Source organism: Rhizobium sp. NZLR1b, from assembly GCF_019685155.1.
Classification (GTDB): domain Bacteria; phylum Pseudomonadota; class Alphaproteobacteria; order Rhizobiales; family Rhizobiaceae; genus Rhizobium.
Genome location: NZ_JABDWC010000025.1, coordinates 78908 through 99107, shown reverse-complemented (window position 1 = coordinate 99107; position 20200 = coordinate 78908). Strand labels below are relative to the sequence as shown.

17 protein-coding genes and 1 pseudogene are annotated in these 20200 nt (G+C 55.2%); 4 read left to right on the top strand and 14 right to left on the bottom strand.

Annotated elements, in window-relative coordinates; genetic code table 11:
• Window positions 1–128: 128 nt before the first annotated feature.
• Both HJB84_RS27460 and HJB84_RS27455 read right to left on the bottom strand, forming a co-directional pair.
• Window positions 129–848: pseudogene (locus HJB84_RS27460) on the bottom strand (IS3 family transposase); the annotation flags it as partial.
• A 211-nt stretch (window positions 849–1059) separates the two neighbouring features.
• The gene (locus HJB84_RS27455; protein ID WP_207586095.1) at window positions 1060–1518 is read right to left on the bottom strand and encodes a DUF2721 domain-containing protein; all 459 of its coding nucleotides are present in this window, start codon (window positions 1516–1518) and stop codon (window positions 1060–1062) included.
• A 475-nt stretch (window positions 1519–1993) separates the two neighbouring features.
• Between HJB84_RS27455 and HJB84_RS27450 the strand changes: the two genes are divergently transcribed.
• Window positions 1994–3223, top strand: coding sequence for an alpha/beta hydrolase (locus HJB84_RS27450; RefSeq protein ID WP_207586094.1), 1230 nt, complete (start codon window positions 1994–1996; stop codon window positions 3221–3223).
• 138 nt (window positions 3224–3361) lie between these two features.
• Here HJB84_RS27450 and HJB84_RS27445 read toward each other — a convergent pair whose 3' ends face one another.
• From HJB84_RS27445 to HJB84_RS27430, 4 genes are all read right to left on the bottom strand, one after another.
• Window positions 3362–4588 (bottom strand): HlyD family secretion protein, encoded by a 1227-nt coding sequence (locus HJB84_RS27445; protein ID WP_207586093.1) that lies wholly within the window; start codon window positions 4586–4588, stop codon window positions 3362–3364.
• Window positions 4589–4590: 2 nt separating this feature from the next.
• A complete protein-coding gene (locus HJB84_RS27440) occupies window positions 4591–5031 on the bottom strand; it encodes a hypothetical protein (RefSeq protein WP_207586092.1) in 441 nt (146 codons plus the stop codon).
• Between the two features lie 350 nt (window positions 5032–5381).
• Complete coding sequence (locus HJB84_RS27435) at window positions 5382–5621, bottom strand: hypothetical protein (protein WP_221117475.1); 240 nt, start codon at window positions 5619–5621, stop codon at window positions 5382–5384.
• Window positions 5622–5681: 60 nt separating this feature from the next.
• Window positions 5682–5867, bottom strand: coding sequence for a hypothetical protein (locus HJB84_RS27430; RefSeq protein ID WP_221117474.1), 186 nt, complete (start codon window positions 5865–5867; stop codon window positions 5682–5684).
• Window positions 5868–6196: 329 nt separating this feature from the next.
• Between HJB84_RS27430 and HJB84_RS27425 the strand changes: the two genes are divergently transcribed.
• Both HJB84_RS27425 and HJB84_RS33760 read left to right on the top strand, forming a co-directional pair.
• On the top strand, window positions 6197–6865 hold the full coding sequence (locus tag HJB84_RS27425; RefSeq protein WP_221117473.1) for a hypothetical protein: 669 nt from the start codon (window positions 6197–6199) through the stop codon (window positions 6863–6865).
• Window positions 6846–7358, top strand: coding sequence for a hypothetical protein (locus HJB84_RS33760; protein ID WP_259671191.1), 513 nt, complete (start codon window positions 6846–6848; stop codon window positions 7356–7358). Before HJB84_RS27425 ends, HJB84_RS33760 begins: the two co-directional genes overlap by 20 nt.
• 124 nt (window positions 7359–7482) lie before the next feature.
• On the opposite strand, the gene HJB84_RS27415 is transcribed toward HJB84_RS33760, so the two are convergent.
• The 4 genes from HJB84_RS27415 to HJB84_RS27400 all read right to left on the bottom strand — a co-directional run bounded on the left by HJB84_RS27415 (window position 7483) and on the right by HJB84_RS27400 (window position 12149).
• A complete protein-coding gene (locus HJB84_RS27415) occupies window positions 7483–9507 on the bottom strand; it encodes a hypothetical protein (RefSeq protein ID WP_221117472.1) in 2025 nt (674 codons plus the stop codon).
• Window positions 9504–9902 carry a hypothetical protein gene (locus HJB84_RS27410; RefSeq protein WP_259671190.1) on the bottom strand — a complete coding sequence of 133 codons (399 nt, stop codon included), beginning with the start codon at window positions 9900–9902 and terminating at the stop codon, window positions 9504–9506. The genes HJB84_RS27415 and HJB84_RS27410 overlap by 4 nt, the downstream gene beginning before the upstream one ends.
• An 82-nt stretch (window positions 9903–9984) precedes the next feature.
• Window positions 9985–10896 (bottom strand): hypothetical protein, encoded by a 912-nt coding sequence (locus HJB84_RS27405; protein ID WP_221117482.1) that lies wholly within the window; start codon window positions 10894–10896, stop codon window positions 9985–9987.
• 113 nt (window positions 10897–11009) lie between these two features.
• Window positions 11010–12149 (bottom strand): RHE_PE00001 family protein, encoded by a 1140-nt coding sequence (locus tag HJB84_RS27400; RefSeq protein ID WP_221117471.1) that lies wholly within the window; start codon window positions 12147–12149, stop codon window positions 11010–11012.
• Window positions 12150–12337: 188 nt separating this feature from the next.
• On the opposite strand from HJB84_RS27400, the gene HJB84_RS27395 reads away from it, so the two are divergent.
• Complete coding sequence (locus HJB84_RS27395) at window positions 12338–13486, top strand: site-specific integrase (RefSeq protein WP_221117470.1); 1149 nt, start codon at window positions 12338–12340, stop codon at window positions 13484–13486.
• 137 nt (window positions 13487–13623) lie between these two features.
• Here the strand turns inward: HJB84_RS27395 and HJB84_RS27390 are convergent, their stop codons facing one another.
• From HJB84_RS27390 to repB, 4 genes are all read right to left on the bottom strand, one after another.
• Window positions 13624–16752, bottom strand: a complete 3129-nt coding sequence (locus tag HJB84_RS27390) for a DEAD/DEAH box helicase (protein WP_221117469.1) — start codon at window positions 16750–16752, stop codon at window positions 13624–13626.
• Window positions 16742–17611, bottom strand: a complete 870-nt coding sequence (locus HJB84_RS27385) for a virulence associated protein (protein ID WP_259671189.1) — start codon at window positions 17609–17611, stop codon at window positions 16742–16744. Before HJB84_RS27385 ends, HJB84_RS27390 begins: the two co-directional genes overlap by 11 nt.
• Window positions 17612–17803: 192 nt before the next feature.
• A complete protein-coding gene (gene repC, locus HJB84_RS27380; RefSeq protein WP_221117468.1) occupies window positions 17804–19048 on the bottom strand; it encodes a plasmid replication protein RepC in 1245 nt (414 codons plus the stop codon).
• A 156-nt stretch (window positions 19049–19204) separates the two neighbouring features.
• Complete coding sequence (gene repB / locus HJB84_RS27375; RefSeq protein WP_221117467.1) at window positions 19205–20200, bottom strand: plasmid partitioning protein RepB; 996 nt, start codon at window positions 20198–20200, stop codon at window positions 19205–19207.

Below are 20200 nucleotides of genomic sequence, written 5' to 3'. Positions count from 1 at the left end.
CATGATCCGCAAGGGCCAATTTTCACCCAGTGGCCAATCGCCATTTCAGCAATTCGCTTCACTCGCTGCGTAGGTGTGTCCAGCGTCAGCTGGTTCTGCGACCTTGCTAAAAATTTGCGACAGAACCCAAAACCGCGAGCCATCGGAACGTAGGTTATGTCCATTGCCCAGACTTGGTTGGGCCGGGTGACCGTCAGCTTTCGCAGGAGGTAGGGATGGATTTTGTGACCTGGCGCTGGTTTGGATGTGTTAGGGCGACGATAGATCGCCTCGATGCCCATCTTTTTCATCAGCGTGGCGACGTGCAGCCGCCCAGCTTCCAGCCCTTCTCCTCTCAAGAGCCCTTGCAACATCCGACTTCCGGCAAAAGGGTAGTCGAGATGCAGTTCGTCGATACGGCGCATCAGGGCAAGATCGCCGTCTGGCACTGGACGAGGCAGATAATAGACACTGCCACGGCTGAAGCCGAGTAGCTTCGCCTGGCGCACGACGGATAGCTTATGCCGTGCGGTCGATCATTTCTTTCCGCCCAGCAATCCCGCCTTGCCGAGCGCACCGGATAAAAAATCGTTCTCCAGTGTCGGTTCGCCGATCTTGGCGTGCAATGTTTTGACATCGACGGTTGGACCCGCCGGTTCCGCCTTCGCTTCATCACCGAAAACGCCTGTCGCCCCCTCAAGGAGCTGGTCTTTCCACTGCTTGATCTGGTTGGCGTGCACGTCAAACTGCTGGGACAATTCCACCAGCGTCTGCTCACCTCGGATGGCGGCGAGCGCCACCTTTGCCTTGAAAGCCGGGCTGTGGTTCCGGCGCGGTCGTCTCGTGATGGTCTCTCCTGTTCCCGGCATCTAAGCCGAAGTCAGGCAGAAATTCCACTTATCCTAGCTGTGCAGATTTCCCGAGCCAGCTCTTAAGGAACTCGCCTCGGAGGACTAGGGCACAAGCAGCATCAGCATTTGCATAACACGAAGCGGGCCCTTCACTCGATCGACGTCAGCAATTCCGGTGATGATCAGGGCGCGGCGCCGACCGCAGGGATGCCGCGCCTCGAGCCTACCTTCATGCCTGCGTTCTGTTTTGCCCGTTACGGTCTCTACGGATTTGCAGAATCATGCTCCGACCAGCGGCCAAGAGTTCAAATAGGAACGAGACTAGCGAAAGCATCAGCGAGACGATGGCACCACCAAAGAACCACGACAAGTTTTCAGGCCGAAGACGGATCGCGAGTGCGCCAGAAAGCAGGTTCAAAATTGCCGCGCAGGTGCAGATTCCCGCTACAACGCCAAGGATAACCGCCAGTTCAAGAGCCAGTGTTCGTGTCTGCAGGTAGATAAGCTGTTGTCGTGACTTCTCACCTGATGATTGTTTGTCCGCGATCTCGTTAACTCGGTCGGAGACCCGCCCGAGGCGGATACAGTAGATACTCACAAACGCGGCGGTACCAGCAAGCAGAAATACCGGGGCCAAGGAGGTTTGGATCGCATCAGCATAGTCGCTGATGATTGGTGGGGTGTCCATGATTCCTCCGGCCGGTCGGCGATCAAAAGTATCGGTTAGTTTGACCGCGCAACGCTTCGCGTTGCGCCCCATTCTACCATTCGTCGAAGCGGGGCTGTCAACGTAGTCTTGAACCGCCCGATCAGTTTTAAGAGCGGCCATTTTCGCAACAGCAGCTTCGCGCAGTCCCGAACGACACTTCCCAGAACGAAAACGTGACGGATATTTCCATCCGCCCATGCTTACTGATAGTATAGGATCCAGACATCGCCGTGTGTGGAGCCGCCGGTTTGGTGCTCTTGATCAACTAGCCCGCGATCGTAAGGGAAATGCCACAAGGCAACCAAAACCGAGGCTTGTACCTATAACACCTATGCAAGAAGCGTTTCGGATCGGTAATGACACCAAAGCGATAAGCATGTCTCTGCATTATTATCAAACTCTTGCGTTGATTAACTTCTCATTTAACAGTTTCACTCGGCTGTGAGTATCGATAATGCAGATTAGGTTTGGTCAAGTGCTTTTATCTTGCTCTTTGCTTGCCATAATGGCGGCATGTGCAGGACGACCCGAACATGTTTTGCTTCCGATATCAGAAAAAATTCCCAGCACCTCCAAAGTCGACCTGTTGGTGGCCACGACCCGTAAGACAGATGCCTCAGGTGAAATGTTCTCGGGTGAGCGCGGCAGGGCATTGAGCTTTGCTAATGTTGTGGTCTCCATCCCACCGGGCGAAGCCCACAAAAGCGGCGATGTCGAATGGCCCCAAAAGACGCCCGGCAACCCCGCCACTGATTTCGTAACAGTAAAGGCAGAGAGACTGGATCTCGAGGGCGCTCGGCAATGGGTTCGGTCCGATACCGCTCTAACGCCGAAACGACGCGTTCTGGTGTTCGTGCACGGGTTCAATAACCGCTTCGACGATGCCGTATTTCGCTCAGCGCAGTTTGTCCACGACGCTGGCACACCGCTCGTGCCGGTGTTGTTCACATGGCCCTCCCGCGGCAGCATTTTCGCCTATGGCTACGATCGTGAAAGCACCAATTTTTCGCGTGACGGTTTGGAGCAGGTACTCAATCTACTGGCAAAGGATGAAAACGTCGCTGAGATAACGATCCTTGCCCATTCAATGGGCAACTGGTTGACGTTAGAAACCCTCCGTCAAATGGCGATTCGCGATCACCAGCTACCGCTGAAGATTAAGGACGTCATGCTGGCCGCGCCGGATGTTGACGTGGACGTATTCGCGAATGAAATCGATGACATGGGCAGCCCAAGACCAAAATTCACTTTGCTAGTTTCGCGGGACGATCGCGCGCTTGCGCTTTCGCGAAGACTCTGGGGCAGCACGGCGAGACTGGGCGCGATCGATCCAACAGCGGAACCTTACAAGACGCAGCTTGCAGCACACGACATCACCGTTATCGATTTAACCAAACATGGGAGCAATGATAGCCTCAATCACGGGAAGTTCGCAACCAGCCCCGAACTGGTTAGGCTAATTGGCGGACGACTGGAAGAAGGCCAGACTATTGATGACTGGAATGAAGGCGTTGGCGACAGGATCTTCAGAAAATCGACAGATATCGGGATGTCCGTTGGCGGGATTATTGGACTTGGAATCGCCCTACCGGAATCGGTTGTTGATCAGACGACCAGGCAACACCTGCCGAGCGAAGCCGACGAACTGAGCGGCATTCTTAAGGACACTGTCACCAATCGATGAAAAATCCAGACACGAACCTGAGATTCTTTTCAACGTCACTCGTCAGGGAACTATTAGCGTGGAGCATCTCGGAGCCGATTTAAAACACTTCGGTGAAAGCTCCCCGCCAAGCAAAGGTCAGCAGGGAGCAATCTGAACTCAGTGGCCCGCAAAGACCAAAGTTTGAACCGGGAGCAGCAGCGCCTGCATGCGTAGGATCATAGCGTGCACAAGTCCCACGGCATCCACTACATGCAGGAACAGCCATTTCGAACTGCTGATATTCTTGTCGGCCAGCGCTTCGTGATTGTTGGTATATGCATTGGCGATACAGCTGCTGCCCGGCGGGATATCGTCCAGCCCTCCTTCAAATAGAGGTTGAAGAAAGACCGTCAGAGTTCCTGGTTGGTCCAATTGTTGAATGTCGACCAGTTGATCGGTCGGACGAAGCTGGCCAGCCGCGATAACGTCCTGCACGTCAGTCACGACAAGCGGGATAATAGTGAAGGGCTTCCCGATGCAAGTGGCTTCCGCGATCATACCACGTTTCATCACCTGCGCTTCGATCTGTCCAAAGCCAGCAACCAACGTCCCACGGCCCGCTTCTGTCGGCACGAGGATCCCAGCCGGCCGGATCATGGTATTGACGACATCCCCCTTCCGGAGCGTGAACTGTTGTACAGTACCCGCGATGCCGGCGCGCACCAATGTCTTATCCAACTCTACTTGTGCCTGCGCGAGTGCTGCTTCGGCACTTGCCTTTTGTGATGGCAACAAGACCTCGATCTTCACCCTTAATGTCTCTTTTTTGGCGACGGCGGCACTCAACGAACCCTTGCGGCTCTCGACCGTATTGGCAAGACGATCGACTTCGCGCTTAGCAACGGCATCCCGTGTTAGAAGTTGGGCCTTCAGCTCATACTCATCGACCGCCACTTGGAGCGCACCCTGCGCCTCTTGGATTTGTCCGTCTGCTGTCGCCAGCTCCGTCGCGGTCACTTTGGCTTCAGCCTCAAGTTCTGCAATCTTTCGGCGTGCCGTTTCAACAGCTGCTTTCTGCTCCGCGTCGTCCAGCCGGAAGAGAGGTGCACCGGCGTCAACCTTTTCGTTGACACCAACAAAGACTTCGTCAACCCGCCCTACCGTTTGAGGCAAGATAGTCACTGTACGGAACACAGCTGTGACACTTTTGGTCGAGGGATGAAAATAAAAGATCATCGTGATGAGAGAAATGGTGAGCATCAGACATGCCGATATGCCCCACCGCAATTCATACCACATAGTGTAAAGATTGATTTCATGGCCGATACGTTTTCCCTGAACATAACGTCGATAGAGGTAGTCAGGGAAGACGGTCAGAAGGGAGCAAAGTATTAGTTCGAACATAGTCAGTTGTCCCCGCCATGATTTCCGCTAACTGGGTTTTCCACTTCCAGCTTCTGGGCTTCATTGAGAAGCAGCGCCGGGTCGTCGCTTGTTGCAGCGTCGCGGCCGGAGAGTTTGCCCAATGATTGCGCAATGGAATACAGCGGAGTGGAAAAGTCCGGGATGTGCACGAAGGCCAGCAGTAGGCCCGCGATCCAGAAAAGATGATTATGCGTAAAGAGCGAAATAAGTGCCAATACAGCCACAATCTCCATCTGCACCTTGCTTGTTCGATGTGCCATCCGCTCCGGAACCGCGTGGAGCTGGAAATAAAGATTGCCTATGATCAAGACTAAGAGGACCAGGAAGATGACAACTCCCACGAACAGATAGTCGGTCTGTCCAGGCTCCGTGATGAACCCCGGCAAATGGTCGACAGTTGCGGGGTGAAGAGCTTGAGCCATCTGAATTCCTTTCTGCGAGCTTGATCAACTGGAGAAGAGACGTTATGACCGGTTTCTCTTCGCGAACTGCGATACTGGCACGTGTGGGCATAGGCTCGCAACCGTGCCTCTTGGCGGCCGCAGATCATTTGATAGCTGTGCACGACCATTAGCAACAAGTGAGTGCGATCGGGAACTTCATTTTAGCCCGTGTGAAATTTAATCCCTCACTAGCCGGCTTGTCGATCCGAGTATGACGTTGCTCGTGGCGGTAAGAAAGTACGACAAACATTACACGACGGAGGCACGCGTCCGGAAGGACTACCGTCATTCTCTGCCCCACATCATCGCGAACGCCAGTTGCACCAATGCTATTTTGCGATACGCCACGAACCGTCCCAGTCCACAGAAAGGTGTGCCGTTTCCATTCCCTCAACGCGGGTTAGTAGAGTGAGCGATGGTCCGTCGTCCGGGATCAACGCCAGCGATGATTTGAAAGCAGATTCCGCGTCCTCCCAGCGACGTTCGCGGTAAGCCGCCAAACCCATCTCATAGAAATCACGCGATGCCAGTACGCGAACGCCATCCTGATGCGGCTCCTTGAACGCCATGGTCAACTGGCTGCGTAGGCGCGCCGGTCCACCTCGTCCTGATCCTCCAGCAGCGGATGGTTAGCCGCCGCTCTTTATCTTCTTGATGTGGCGCGAGATCTGGGCTCGATCGATGCCTTCGATCTCCGTTGTCGTCAGCAGCGTGCCGTTCGGACCGCCGCCTTCCTCACCTGGAAAGATGCCTTTGCTCCGATACCAAGCAAGGTTCGCGGTCCACTTCTGATCGTATTTGGCGTCGCCGAGCATTCCCAGATGTTCCCAGAACCACGTATCGCCGGTGTAAGCATCTTCGATGGTGAAGTCGGGATAGCGACGGCTCCGTCGCCGCCGAGCAAGGGCAGTTCATAGGCGTACTCGATCCCGGCTCCCGCGAGCGCGTCGGCGACGATCACCTCGGACTTGGAGATCATCGACGTCTTTTATTGCGCGCATCGGGATGCTCTGACCATGAGCTACCTCAAAAAACCGCTGCGAACTATGCACTGAGTAGGGCCAACCCCTATCACTGCTTAGGTTTTGATGGCACGCAGCGAGAGCGAAAAGCGGCACCAAACAAAACTCACAAAGGCGTATGAATGTCGGACTTGTTCGATCCCCTATTCCCGGAAGCGAAACTCCACGATCACTTTCGTCTCATTCGCGCTGACCCAGTATACGCTGAGGTTATCCCGGTCATCCAAAGCTGGGCAACTGGCTTGTTGGAACGAAAGGGCGAACGTCATAAGTTTATCAAGGAGTTTCAATCAACCTTCAATTCCTCGATCTGGGAGATATACTTAAATAGGGCTTTGATTGATTTGGGCTGTAGTGTCGATTTTTCGAAGTCAGCGCCAGATTTTTTCGTCAAAGGACCCGGGAACTACCAATTCAACGTCGAGGCAGTCGTTTCAGATCAACCGCCGACCACCAAGCAGCAGAACACCTTCAGCGCGCAGGAATTTAAAACGCGTGGCGCGCTAAAACTCATTGGAAAGATCAGGGATAAGTTGGGCCTTTATCGTGGCACCAATGGCAAGAAGCACTCCTACTCGTCGCTGAGCCATGTGCGTGGTCGCCCCTTTGTCATTGCAATCGCGCCCTTCGACAGCAAAATGTCGCTCTTCCAAAACAACGAACTCATAAACATGGTCCCTTGGCATGGCACCGCTGGTGCTGGAAGGCCCCGATCAGGGAAAGCAGGGAAGCATAGCGTCTCTCCTCAAGGCTTCGGGCGCGCCGGTCGAAATGGGAGTTTTCACAAATGACTCGTTCAAGGAAATCAGCGCCGTTTTTTTCTCGACGGTTGGGACTTTTGGAAAGGCCGTCGTCGAAAGTCAGATCGAAAGGCTCGTGAAGTCAACCCGCTATAGGGTGACCAACAAGGATCAGATAGATCCGAGTTCGAGGCTTTGGCAACTCGGGACACATCGTTTCCAGCTTGGCACCCTGAACTACCTCATGACGATGCGGCGTGACGGTGGTGGTCAGATAGGCGGCGCCGATACGCGGATACAGCATTCACTATTTCATCATGAGACCCATCTGGACGGGTTACAGGTGTATTTCAATCCATATGCGGAGATCCCCTTTGACCCGAATTTTTCTTGGCCCGCGGAAGTCGCCCTGAATTATTACGACGTTGAAACCGGTGAACACATCCAAGCACATCCTGACGGGGCTCTGGTTTCAAGGCAGGTTTTTGATTTAACCCCTTCCGCTCTGCGCTTCTTGCTCGAAACAAACAAATTCATTCAGTGATCACGTGGACGCAGGAACAGCGGGAAGTGCGCCCACCTGGTGTCGGAGCGAATGCGACGATTGAAGCTGCCCAGTCAGCCGGCAGAATTCCGTTCCCTCGCATACTCCCAAGCGACGAGGGTGCCTATCCGACCTTCTGAAGAATGTAGCCGGGGAATATTTCATGATGGCATTCCATCGAGGTGGTGATTTGGCGAAGGCTTTCCAAATCTTCGCTGGTCGAGAATATCACCTGCTGCCCTCGATCACGCGCCTTCGATGCTCGTCTGAGCAAGCTTTCAAAGCTAACCTTCGACGAAGATTGCTGACGGGGCTCATCGAAAATCAGCAACTCCGGATGATTGGTGCGGAAGCCCGACGCGAGTTCAAGCAGACTTAATTGATACGCCCACTTCAAACGGATCGCGTCGCTTGCCGACGTCTCAAATCCGATCTCGAAGCCTTCTTTCTCGGGTCGGTAAGTGTCGTCGGAAATCTCCAGTTCGCTCGCCGAAAAGGTGCTGAATCCAAATTCGCCGGCTTGCGACTGGAGCAACGCTGTCAGGCGGGTGAGCTTGGATCGGTCAGTTGCGGAAAGCTTGTCCTTCGGGAGCTTTGCTTGCTCGAGCAGTATCGATGCATAATCCTTTTGAATCGACGTCAATCTATCGATAGCGTCTTCGAAAACCCCTTCAAGTGCCTCCAGGTCGCGGACCTTCGCTTCAGCGCGGATACGATCTTCGATAGCCGCAGCGGATGGATTTGAACCCGGAGCAACAAGCTCCGAACGAAGTGATCTAATTTGCGCATAGAGATCGGCAAGTTCGCGATTGATCGCATTAAGCTGATCGGCTCTGCTCTCGTCGTCGGCAGCCTCGCGCGCCAGGATATCCTCGAACATTTTCTTTTGCGAACGAATGTACTCGATATTATCGGCAATCGGCATGACAGCAGAAAGCGCGTCTTGGGAAAGCAGAGTATCGATCAGCGCCTGCTCACAGGTTGGGCAACGATCCGGTGTAAGGATTGCCGAAACACCGGCGTATCGTTGTAACCTCTGCACATCCAGGTTTTTCGCAAGATCGTCCGCGAGCGTATCGATCCGCCTTTGTAACGAGAGCATGTCCGCCGACTTCAACTGTCTGATTCCGTGAAGGCGAATCCTATCGGCGTTTAGGCGATCAACCTCTTCGATCCGCTGGTGCAAACGACGGGAAACCTCTGCCGACTGTTCGCTAACCTCTGGAACGGATACGGCACCTAACTCCGCTGCTATCGCACGATAGCGTGCCACTATTGTCGATATTGGGATCCAGTTGCCGCCTTCAGCAATTTCCAAGTGAGCGCGATCCAAAATCCCATCATCCGCTACAGGTTTTTCCATAAGCGCAACAACCCGTCCCCCGCTGCGGGACACGAACCTATTTATTTCCTCATGTACCGCAGACCATTCTTTAGCGTTCGCCGTAATCCGCTCCGATAGTCGCTCGCGCTGCATCTCCAGTTTATGGACATCCAGATCGAGAAGGAACTCAACCGCCCGCTTGTGAACTTCGCGGATGCGCATATAGGTCGGAATTGCAGCCGGGATCGCTGACCATCCATATTTCTGTTCCACCCAGAAAAGTGGGAAGACGGTCTCAAGGTACAGCTTTGTCTCCGGTGAGTCGTAGCGACGTACTTGCGGCAGCTCCCACCCCAGAAACTGCTCGAGAAAAAAATGGAAACCGTCTTCGCGTTGGGCTGCGCCGCCATCAAGAACAAAGAAGTTTTGGGTTCGAAGGGGTTTGGACCCATCCGTAAGAGCAGCCCCAAAATCGACTGTTATCAGTCTGCTGTCGGTAGGTGCTTTAACAGCCCTATGCACTGTTATGACTTGCCCTTGGCCATTTGCAATTTCGAGCGACACCCGGGATTCCACAACGTCGACACGCTGACCGTCGTCGCGGTTCAAGTAAGACGTCATTGCGTGCGGCAAAGGAACCTCTCTGCGTGGACTCAACATCTTTTCTAAGCCAAGCGCGTACAGCATCCCCTGCATGCAGGTCGATTTTCCCTTGGTATTATCAGCCCATAATACGGTCAGACCATCGCCAAATTTGACGTCGGCTCCATACGTTCCATCAGACGTCACGGCTCGCAGGCGGAGGTGCCTAAACCTCATCGTCATATCAGGTCCTCCAACCGCCATACGCGCTTCATGAGAATATCGGTCATTCGCGGTGCCACTTCACGTAAAAACTTGAGTTCTTCTTCAAGCAGATCGCCGGCCTTTGCGATTGCCTCCGCTGTGGTCTTCCCGCTATCTGTCAACGTCACGGAAACTCCACGTTCAATCTTCACCAGCTTGAGCCCATAGGCCAAGGACACGGCTCGATTGAGAGACGGTTCGACTCGAACCGATACCTCAGAGGGTCGATATTGCCCTGCAAGCAAACCTCTAACCTCTTCTCTTCCTTCCGGAAGACGCACCGAGTGGGCGAGGAACTGAAGCTTTTGAAAGTTCGATTTCTTGCCCTTGCTGTAGAGGAGCGCAAGCAAGAGGACCGCAAGTCCCCACGACATTCTCAAATCAGCGGGCACGGGGTCTGGTCTCGGCGTGTACGTAAATGTGCCGCTAAGAACTGCATTTCGGAAGGCGGATCCGTTAGACATCCGGGAAATCCAATGGGCAACGCATGATCCACTCGGAGATTGCACCGTAAGCGATCTGCTCGGCGTTTTCATTTGAAAGGTTCGGCGCCGCCGATTGGACGGCGGAGATCAACGAGTCCAGTTCTGCGTGCAAAATGCCGTTCGCACTTTGTCCGCCTTGCGGACCAGCGAACTGAATTCGTCGAGCTCGGCTTTTGATGGCAATGGTGACTTTCTCATGAAGGTCTGGTGACCCGCTGCGCAGTGCGTCAAGCAAAGCATTTCCCTGCAGGAATGCCGACGTTGCATCTGCAACGGCGTCGCCGATATTCTCGGGGGACGTGCGCTTTAGAAGTTTATGATGAGCGTTAGCCAGCAAATTGGACGAACCTGCGGTCCAAGCCTCCACCTCCTCCGTTGATGGGGCAGGAACGGAAAGCTTCACACTCGATATCGAGGTGAGGCCGTTGGCTATGACCGCAGCTGGAAAGAGCGTCAAATCATGTATAGCAACTTCGAACGCGTCATCTAACACGCCACATTGCTTATCGCGCATATCCTTGGTCTTTTTTGAGCAATGCAGGTTGACTTCTTTGCTGTCATGCAGGGGCGAAAGAAGAATCCAGTGTTTGATCCTAACGTCGTTAAATAGCTTTTTTATCTCTATCTCGTTGGCAACGATCTTTGCCAGATCGCGTGTGATTTTGGTCTTTTGCCTATCAGCTCGGGTTGAGATATCTATTGGCTCTTCCACCGCGTAGCACTGATATGCAACGGCCTCTTTTGTGCAGTAGAAATCAATCCCAAAGTCGCCCTGATGTGCGGCAGGAATCTTGTGCACATTCAAAGCGCCATGCCGATGCTGAAGGAGATTAAGAGAGAATAATTCCCAGTCGTCAGGGTTCCAGACCTGAACTGCGCTCATTGCCAATTATGAAATCCCCCACGATTTAATGTAGCCATCCTTACATTCGAGGGCGGCACAATCAATTGGTTATTACAGCATCAGGAAGTACAACCTTGTTCGGAGACGTTAATCTACAATATCCCCCATGCCCGGAACCTCCTCCTTCCCGTCATCTCCCTGAGGCCGAGCTCTAAAACAATCCGCCGCGCAGCCTGCGGCGTCACATCGAGCGCCATCGCCACCATCCCGGCCGACACCAATGGTTTCGCCATCACCAGCTCGACCAGCTCCGGCAGCTTTGAAGACGTCCGGCGTCCGCCCAGCTTTCGCTCAAACATGGTGCGCACCAACGCCATCCGGTCATGCTCTTTCAGACCGAGCTCGGCCGCCGCGATCAGGCCGTGAGCAGTGGCGAGCAACCGGGTCTCCCGATCACGATGCCGGCGCCGATCGACGGGAATGGTCTTCAGGCCGAAATTAATGGCGGCGAGATGGGCACCGGTGGTGACGCCGGCCTGGCGCAGGATGGAGGCGCAAAACAGCCGGCCGAGCCAGGGCGCATGCTGAAGGACGGAGAGCTCGTTCCAGGCATCGAGGGCAACGATCGCCTGCAGCACCGCCGGCAGATTTTCTGCCTGCCGCAGCACGCCGCGCCATTCGTCGAGTCTTGAATCCTCGTCCCAATCGAGATCATAGATCATCGGATCTTTTTCGGCCCCGCCGCCGCGGCCGGGACTTGTCGCGTTTGCGATCGCCGCTTCCGATCGGGCGAGCACGGCATCGATGGCGGCGTAGTCGATGCCGGGAAGATTTTCGATGTCATCGACATATTCCCTCTCCCCTTCCGCGTCGATCGCCACCGCCGGCCGAACAACTCCCGCCGTCGTCGCCGCGTCCCCGCCGCCCGACCCGATTTCCGAGGTTTTCCGCAGCGAGCGGATGCCGTCTGCAGAGAGGGCCCAATCCGGGAATTGGCCGGCGATCCGCCGACGGGTTCGCAGCACGTCGCGGGCGATTGTCAGTTCATGGGTGGGTGTGCGAACATCTTTTGTGGCGTCGTGGAGGACGAGGTCTTCGAGATGGACGAGTTCGCCGTCGATCCACAGCGAGGCGCAGGCGTCAGTGAACTGGCTGCGCTCGATAAAACCCTGCCCGACCGGCGAGCGGGCGATGCGCTCGTCCAAACGCGTCAGAGCAATACCGGCGTCGAAGGCCGGCCGCATAAAGGTCGTCATGCTGATTTTCGTGAGATCGTAAGTCATTGAAATCATGGTAAATGATTTGCTAAAGGAACTCTATACAAAAATTGCGGTTCCTCACATGGTATGCTTGGGGGTTGAGGTTATAACCATCGATAAGTATAGGTTATCGATGATAGATTGATTTCGACCCGCAAATCTGCAAGAATCGATGCGAAGCACGGCCTCAGCGCCGTTGAAACCGTCCTTTTGGAGCGCCTGTGGCCAAAGCCAAAAAATCACTGACCGCCGTCGAGCGACGTGCCGAAGAACTCGACACCATCGCCGCCGTGTTGCCGATCGAGCGCCGCGACGAGCTCGCCGAGCTGCTCACCGATCACGACGTCGAAACGCTGCGTCATCTCGTCAACCAGGGCATGGGCGACAACACACTGCGCGCCCTGACTTCGGATCTGACCTATCTCGAAGCCTGGGGTCTTGCGGCCACGGGCCGATCACTGCCCTGGCCGGCGCCCGAAGCGTTGCTGCTGAAATTCGTCGCGCATCATCTGTGGGACCCGCAGCGCCGCGAGACCGATCCCGATCACGGCATGCCTGTCAATGTCGACGAAAGCCTCCGGAGCCAGGGTTTTCTCAAATCCCTTGGCCCGCACGCGCCATCAACGGTGCGCCGGAGGCTGGCGAACTGGTCGACGCTGACGAAATGGCGTGGTTTTGACGGCGCTTTCACCTCCCCTGCACTGAAGTCCGCCATTCGGCTTGCCGTGCGCGCCGTCCCACGAACGCGGCGCCGCAAGAGCGCCAAGGCGGTCACCGGTGACGTGCTGGCGAAACTGCTGGCAAGCTGCGGCGACGATAGCCTGCGCGACATTCGCGACCGGGCGATCCTGATGGTCGCCTTTGCCTCGGGCGGCCGAAGGCGTAGTGAGATCGCCGGCTTGCGGCGCGAGCATCTGACTGTCGAGGCACCGGTCGAGGTGCCGGGCGGGCCTCCCCTCCCCTCGCTGTCCATCCATCTCGGCCGCACCAAGACCACGAGTGGCGAGGGGGACGACGTCGTCTATCTGACCGGCCGACCGGTCGAGGCACTGAACGCCTGGATGACGGCCGCCAGGATCGACAGCGGCAGCGTGTTTCGGGCGATCGGGCGATGGGGGACTGTTTCGAAGCGGGCGATTGATCCGCAGTCGGTCAATGCCATTATCAAACAGCGGGTGGCAATGGCCGGGCTCGAGGTCGGAGAGTTTTCGGCGCACGGGCTGCGATCAGGATATCTGACGGAAGCTGCCAATCGTGGCATTCCGCTCCCCGAAGCGATGGAGCAGTCACGCCATCGCTCGGTTCAACAGGCATCGAGCTATTACAACACTGCGACGCGGCGAAGCGGGCGCGCGGCGCGCTTGCTTTAAGGCAAGCAATCCCAGCACTATCAACGGCGGCGAGATCGTTCCTGCGTCAACCTACTGAAGCATCTGGCCTTTAATAGGCCGCCCTCCTCGCCCATGGCGAAAGAGCAGGACTCAAACTTCATCGCCTCGCCAGCGGATTATAGATTTGCCAGCTCTTGCGCTACCTCGCGAAAATACTCCGGATAGGCATCAAGAAACGCGGCAACTTCACCGATGTTGTCTCGGCAGGCAGCCTTTGCACCATAGCGATCACTAACATGCGGAAACGCCTCGGCCAGCAATTGCGAGATCACGCGGTCCGCAAATCCCGCCTCATAGAACGCAAGAGCAGCTTCTGTCTGCAGGCCGTTTTTAACTTGCCTCTGAAGCAGGGTGACAGCATCGACGAGGCTCGGCTCAATCGTTTCGAGCAAGTCCACGATTGACGCCAAAATCATTGCCAGATGATAGCCAAAGCCATCTTCGCATATCGTGACAACATGGTCGGCCGTCGCATGGTCACCGCTCACGCGGATATCGTCCTTCACAAGAATCTGCCGGATTTCACCGAAGGATTTTCCTTCCGTCCATGCTGCCAGGATGGTGGGAATAATCGCCCCGTCACTTAAGGACGCGAGAGACTTTGCTGAAGCGAGCGGGATCGCCTGCTCGATCACCAGCGAAAGAAGGTTCCCGTCTTTGACTGCTTCCGCTAGCTGGTCAGTGCTTTCTGCGATCCAGGCGCTGAGCTTGCGAAGCGCAGCGGGCGGCAGAGGCGATTTCTTAATAAGTAAGCGATATGCCGCGTCGGTGTTGTCTTGAATCGATTTCAAGGTTGCTTGAAACAGCGCAACGACCCGAGGGCGGATAGAATCGTCAGCGAGATGGTAACCGAGAGTGTTCGCGGCCAACCGCTCGGCGGCAGCGACAGCATCCTCCGCTTCGAAATCGATGTGCTGCGCAAGGTACATTGCGATACTCTGAATCGCCCGCGCCCTCCCCTGCAGATAGTCTCCGAATTCGGACGCGCTCACGTTCGGGAACTGCTTTAGGGCTCCCTGAACGATCGTGTCGATCGCCACGTCGTCGGCAAACGCCAGGTTGTCATCGACAAGATCGACGGCAAGCACGATTGGCGTGCCGACCGTTTGCTTATAGTCCTCGAAGATTTGCAGAATGCTGCTTTGGCTTGGTTCTGCACCATCCAGGTCAAGCAGCTTTTTGGCTGCGTCCCAACGCCAGTTTTTGTACCTGTCCTTCCTCTCATCATAGATTGGGGGAGCAGAAAATATCACGCTGCTCTCGGTGTGCATTCCGGCGCGCCCGGCGCGGCCCATCAGGTTATGAAAATCCCGGACTTTGATTTTTTCCTTGCCCTGCTGCGTGGCGGTTACGACCAGATACTTGATCGGAAAATTGACGCCCTGAGCCAACGTCGACGTGCAAGCCACGATCCGAGCGTGGCCCGCCTTCATCGCATGTTCGACGCACAGGCGGACCCCATGCGGCGTGCTTGCATGATGGGAAAGAATACCCAGACGACTAGCGCCGACCGCATCGACCTCATCCCCAAGGTTCATCGCGATGAGGTCTGCGAGGCGATTCAGTTCCGTTTCGTCAGACCAGCTGCTTGGTTTCTCCAGCTCGACCTTTCGGCTGAATAGGTCCACCACTCGGTGGGAGATTTTCGATACGCTCGACTTCTGGCCGCAAAACAACGCGACACTACCGTTTATGCCGAGATGAAGTGCGAGGTAGAGACCGATGTCAACGCTCTCCGAGATCTCTGATGGGTGATCACGGTCAGGAAACACCCGATCACGCTCTCGTTTGCTCTTCTTTTCGAGCGGAAGTTCTTGGATGATCCGGGGAACGAAATACTCGTCCTCATCAGGATCCAACGGATTGACATACTGAAGCCAGCCTCGCTCCTTCTGCCAGCTTGCGAAAGCGATACTTTTCGCCGTAGGCAGGAGGCCCTTCCCTCCTACGATCGCCGAAGCATCGCCGATCAGCCAAGCCGCGATCTGGTCGGCATTTCCGATGACTGCAGAAATCAGAACTGTTTGCGCTTCCGGTTTCAACATCATTCGTAGAGACGACAGAAGGAGCTCATAAGTCGGCCCGCGTGTGAAGCCCTCGAACTGATGTCCCTCGTCATAGATAATCAGACCAATCCGCTCGGCCAACTCCGGGGCGCGTCGCAGCATGTAGAGGAGTTTCTCTGGCGTGATAACCAGCACGCTGTTTTGGGCCAACAGCTGCTCGATTCCGAAGTCCATGAGATAGGAGTCGGAAACTTCGTCCATGAGAATGGGGTCACCATGGAAGGCTCGGACGAGATCTGAGCGAATATCGTGGCAAAGAGACTTAAAGGGCGCAACTATGATCGCGAGTGAAGTCCTTTCGGACAGGAACCCCGCTCTGATAATAAGTTCCGTCGCTCGCGTCTTCCCGGCACTTGTCGGCATCTGGATGACGGCGGACCGCCCGTTCAACAAATCGGCGTCACAGATCCGTCGTTGCGCCGGCCATAGTTCCATCGGAAAACCCGGTTTCAGGAGAGCCGATGACCACGCCTCTAAAGACAATCCTGAGGCAGGCGGAAGCGTATTGCGAGACGAGTTTCGGATCTTGCCGGCGCAGATTGCGGTTACGATATCGGCGTAGAGCAGCTCACGGTCGGTCCCGATCTCGTAAACGGTATCGCGTAGCATCTGGCAGAGATGTGCAATCGCACTCTCATCCTCCTCTTGAAGAGCGTAATGTGCACGGATCAATTCAAGAAGGCGGTTTGCAAATGCGGCATGAAACATCGCAGTGTCGATTGGCTCAAGACGGTTCTGCAATATCCGACTTGCGAGAAGTGCCAGCCCGCCTCCGATGTCGGCAGGAGGCTCGTCAGAACGCTTCACCACTACGACGGCATTTCCAATAGCGTCAGACAGATAATAAGCCGCAGCACACAGAAGCGAAAATTCTATCGAGATGCTGCCATCCAACTGGGCTTCGAGATAGGAATCAAAAAACGTTGCGGCAAAACGAACGTTTTCGTTGCTCGATGTATCCTCCGCCCAGGTAGGCGGATGTGGGCTGATACTTGAATCGACAAAATGGTCTGCGATGGCACCGGCAGCATCTCCGAGAATTCCCACTGCCAGAGAATAGAGTGAAGCTGGATCACGGCGTAATTCGATAAAGTCCTCCGCCGCGACCCGGAATTCGTGCATCTTTGCCGTTGCCCGAACGGTCGAGAGAACTTGTCGTGCGGTTGCCTCAGGCTTCATTTGCTGCCCTCTCGTAAAGTGCGTGTACGAGGTCCATCATGGAAATGCCTTTGATCACAACCAGTTTCAGGTTTTCCTTGTTCGGGTGGTCTGAGACATCGGTCTTATCCAGTTCCATGGTCGCTGCCGTTTCCACGTCTAGGACAGCAACCGCTCCGCTCCATCGTGTAAAAGGCCGATCGGCCTCATTTTGAAACCTCTCCACTCTTAGAGCGGATTCTCTGTTTTTCCGGAGCAGCCGCTTCTTGAGCGCGCTGAGCGTCATTGCCTCGCGTAAGCGATCCTTTGCAGAGTCGTTGACAGCTCTCTGAAGCCGGTTTTCCTTGGTGGGCCGCAAGCCGGACTTGGACTCGACGACGAAAAGCTCGTCCTTCGGATTGGGTTTTTCAGCAACGAAGCGGAAGCCCACCACATCCGTGCCATTATCAGAAACGTTTGCGTTGATGCGGTTTTCGTAACGATGCTCACGAGGGCACCAGTAGCCGAGAATGAACTCGATATAGTCGGCAACGAGAATCTCGCCGAAATCGCCGGACCGCGTAGCGGGTCCCGACCCGACCTTGGCGCTTGGAAATTTGATCTCGGTCAGGAATTCGGCATTCGACTTTCCTGTTCCAGAAACAAGATCTGCAAGCTCTTCGTCAAGGCAATAGTGCTGTCGGAAGTGCTTTGCCCACGCGGATAGAACGTCGACGTCCTCCTCGTGGTTAAGCTCCCAGATCTCAACTACTGCGTCGTCAGCGGTTTTGATGACTTCGTCAGTTTTGTGCAGCCATTTAATATGTGTGGGGGTCATGTCGGACAACTTATTTGCGAAATAGCGAATGGTGAACCCGATTCGCTCGCCATTCGCAAACATATGCACATGCTTCAACATCGGCTGGATGCAGGTCGATCTCTTCCTGATCTGGCACCGCAAGGGCCCACTCAGCCAGTAAAGACTTTGGCAAAGCACGTCCAATTATCCGCATATCAACTCCGATAACAGCTTGTTTTGCATGAGGAAACAATAGAAAAAAACGGCTGACAAGTTGGTTCGAGCCCCCGGCTATTACCCTACCCGCCGAGTGCTCTCACTATTCGCCTTCAAAAGCGCAGTCAGCATCGGGCCGAGTGAAAACTCCCCGCGCTGAGAGCGCTTGGTGAGATCCCGAAGATAACCACCAGCAGAAGTTATCAAACTCGATCGTTCGAGAATGCACGCCATTGCCACCGCAGCATTTTCCGGCCCCATCGCGTTGCAGGCCTCCTCGTAGGCTGACGGACTGACACCCAGCATGGAACGCACCACGACGGCGGCTTTCATGAGCTCACGCCAGTGTTCTATGCGCCCGCCGGGACCATAATCGGCAATCTGCGGGCAGGCACGAAGAACCATGCCGAGCGGAAAGGCCCTGATCGGCTCAGGCTTCGCCTTTGGACGTCCTTCCGTCTCAATCTCGGTCTGAGCTCTTTCCGTCGAGCTTTCGCCCTGCTCTTTTCCAGAGCTAGGTTCAAGTTCATTGATGGATTCGGGTTTTGAATTCTGTATGTGGCGGTCATTCTGAATGGCATTGCCAAGCAAATCTTCAGCATTTAGCTGAGTTTCCAGAATGTTGAGCACCTCTTCGCGCAGAAGCCCCATCTCATCGAGTGTCGATTCGACCTGTACTCTGTCTGGATAGCGAGGAAGTCGCGCGAGGATATCAATATATGCCGTTTCCACCTTACCCCAGTTACCCGCCGCACCCTCCTCGACCGCAGCCGAGATCAGCTTGCGGACATCGCGTCGGCATATCGTGAGAGCTTCTTTTGCTCTCCGAAAGCGCATGCGTTCTGCGGCGACGTCCTGTGCCAAGATTGCTAGCTCCCTGGCGCGAACCAAGAGCGGGGTCAGATCAAAACCGTATGCCTGCTCGATTTCACCCGCGCGATTGCGATGTGCGTAACGCTTGCCGTTCGGACTATCGCGGCGATGGATAAGCCCGGCATCGACAAGCGCCCCGAGTTGCCGGCGGAGTGTCGATTCCGTAATCCCGTGAGCTCGTACGGATAGCTGCGCGTTGGAAGGAAACACGACAAGTCCATGTTCAGCTTCGAGCTCTCCATTGGGATAAAACGTCAAAAGCGCATCGAGAACGGCCAGTGCTCTGTCCTGAAGGCCGAAGCGTTCGCGCGCCTCGCAAACGTCTCGAAACACTTTCCACTTTTCAATACGTGCATCGGGCTTTGAACCCGCGATCGCCATCTGGCCTTTGACCAAGGCAAGCGACACCGCCCGCCGCCCAAAGGGCGTCGTTACATGTCCCGTCTGCATTTTTCTCTCACCTTCGGTTAGGCAAAAGAAATCCGCTCACCAAATCGGCGCCAAGACTCTTGACTGTGATTCCGGGAAATGCGATTCTCGATCCTGCTAGAGATGACGAGAGAGGCTTCCACGGTTTACCGGTTGGGGGCCTTTTTCTTTTGCGGCTCAGTCTCCGTTGTTTTCCTGCTTCGACCCTCTGTACTCGTCGTACAAACGATCCATGTGTACTGAAAGCCACTCGCTGAAAGGCTTCGCTTCGACATTCGAAAGCTCGATCGCAACCTTCTTCGATTTGGCGTTCATTACAAAGTTCAGTGAAGCGTCGCTCGACGTCCAATCCTTCCCGGACGCGCTAGCCTGAGGCTTCTTTGCAGCCGATTTGACCTTGTACCGCTTCAGGTAGTCATGAAGTTCATCGAACCTTTTGTCCTCAGCCAGCGCAATGAACTCCACGGCTGCCGCACGCTCGATGGCAACTTTCAAGAGGGCGGGGGCGAGAAGCAATTGACGGAGGCTCAACCACCTGTCACGCCCAATCTTCTTGGACGCTCCGAGCACCTTGAGGATCGACGCTGGGACCGTCTCCACGACACCGAGCATCTTTGAGAGCATCGCGTCATCGATCGCGAGTGACGATCGAACCACATCCTTAGTCATTCCGGACGCGAGCAGGTTCTGTGCAAAATACGCACGCTCGATGAACGACAGGTTTGATCGAGCGGAATTTTCTTGGCCCTGGGTGATTGCGGACGTGATGTCGTCCAGTTTTTTGACAACTGTCTTGACCGGAATTCCGAGCTCTTTCGCGACTCTTAAACGCCGGTGACCGAAGACAACCATAAAGCGCTGACTATCTGACGAACTGGGTCGAACCAGAATGGGCGTCGACTGGCCGGACTCGCTAATGGCCTGCTTGAGCTCCTGGTACTCCTCGCCATCGTCTGAAAGACGATCGGCGACAAAGGAAACGTCAATCACCCGTGGATCCAGGTCCACGATCACCTCGCCCTCCATAAGCTTCTTGGTATTCTCGGCCAAGTCCTCGATCGACCGGACGACCGTTTTCGCTGCACCCGTCATACCGTAGCCAGGCTTTGTCGGTGTCTGGTTAGACGCGATTGAAGCCATGTCCAGTTTTGCAAATGGATTTTCACGTGCCAT